We start from the raw sequence: 1,594 nt of genomic DNA on the forward strand, positions 1-1,594 counted from the left end.
CCCTTGATTCTCATGTTCACTGCAACAGCCTCAGGACTCAGCGCAACGCGTTGCGCTGAGTCCTGAGGCGCGAATCCGGGTAGGCAACCCCAGAGGGGCCGGAATCCCCCGGCCCGCGATGGAGGGAGGCCGACATGTCCAGACCGAAGCCGTCCGGAAGGTCGTACGCAAGGCTCACGAGGCACGAGAGGAACACGGTCGAGAGGATGCTCGACCTCAACCGCAGCGCCCGCGAGATCGCCGCGGAGCTCGGCAGGTCGCCCTCGACCGTGACCAGGGAGGTGGCGGCGCACCGCTACGTCACCGCGCCGCGCTCGCGCTACGGCGAGCCCGCGCCCGCGGACCTGTCGGGGGCCTGCCCCAGGCTCTCCTCGTGGCCGAGGTGCTGCAACGGCTGCTCGCACAGGAGGGGCTACGGCTGCTCGAGGAGGCCCAAGGTGTTCTACAGGGCCAAGAGGGCGCAGGAGGCGGCCGACGCCGAGCTCTCGGGGAGCAGGTCCGGGATCGACGAGACCGAGGAGGGCGCCGCCGCCAAGCTCGCGGCCATCAGGGACGGGCTCGCGCGCGGGCTCTCCCCGCAGCAGATAGCGGCGGCGACCCCCGGGCTCAGCGCCTCCACCGTCTACAGGTGGGTGGACGCCGGCTACGACGGCATGACGAACATGGAGCTCAGGCGCAAGGTCGGCTACAGGCCCAGGTCGCGCCGGGCCCCGAGGAGGGCGACGTCCCACTCGGCGCGCAGGTCGCACGCGTCGTTCCTCGCGCTCGGCGAGGACGCCTGCGCCGCGGCCTGGGAGATGGACACCGTCGAGGGCTGCCGGGGCGACTCCGCCAGGCTCCTCACGCTGCTGCACCGCCCGAGCCGCTTCCAGCTGGCGCTGCCGCTGCCGGACGGCACGTGCGCCTCGGTCCTGGCGGCCCTCTCCTCGCTGCGCGGGGTCCTCGGCGAGGGCGGCGCGAGGCGCGCCTTCGGCGCCGTGCTCACCGACAACGGCGCCGAGTTCGCCGACGAGGGCGCCATCGCGGCGCTGCTCGGCGAGCGGGACGGCGAGACCAGGCTCTTCTACTGCGACCCCCGGCAGAGCCAGCAGAAGGGCGCGTGCGAGAAGAACCACGTCGAGATCAGGAAGCTGCTGCCCAAGGGCGCCGGGGCCAGGTTCGACCGGCTGACGGCGGCGGACTGCGCGCTGCTCATGTCGCAGGTGAACTCCGAGCCGAGGGGCGCGCTCGGGTTCCTGACGCCGGCGCGCGTGCTGCGGATGGCCCTCGGCGAGGACGCCTCCGCCCTCATGGACGCGTTCGGGATAGAGGAGCTGGCGCCCGGCGAGCTCGACCTCACGCCCGGCTGCATCGACAGGGCCAGGGCCGCGAGGGGCGAGGGGCCGCTGGCGGGATAGGCGGCGGGCCGGGACATGGGTCGGAGGGCCCGTTGCGCTGAGTCCGGAACGGCTGCGCGGCGGGCTGGCGGAGCATGCGGCGGCGGCACGGGGACACCGGCCTCCATAGCCTCTCCACCTGCGGAAACGAGGCGATAGCCAGGTGCCGGGGGCTATTTCCGCGTTGCGCTAGCTGCGGAAACGCGGGGTCCGTTCAG

At 73.1% G+C, this 1,594-nt stretch carries 1 protein-coding gene; it reads left to right on the plus strand.

Annotation, left to right across the window (positions count from 1 at the left end):
* Nucleotides 1-134 precede the first annotated feature (134 nt).
* A complete protein-coding gene (locus tag PMW70_RS09670) occupies nt 135-1,397 on the plus strand; it encodes an IS30 family transposase (RefSeq protein ID WP_271744734.1) in 1,263 nt (420 codons plus the stop codon).
* Nucleotides 1,398-1,594: the final 197 nt, after the last annotated feature.

The organism is Collinsella aerofaciens, assembly GCF_028209625.1.
GTDB classification, from domain to species: Bacteria; Actinomycetota; Coriobacteriia; order Coriobacteriales; family Coriobacteriaceae; genus Collinsella; species Collinsella aerofaciens_AM.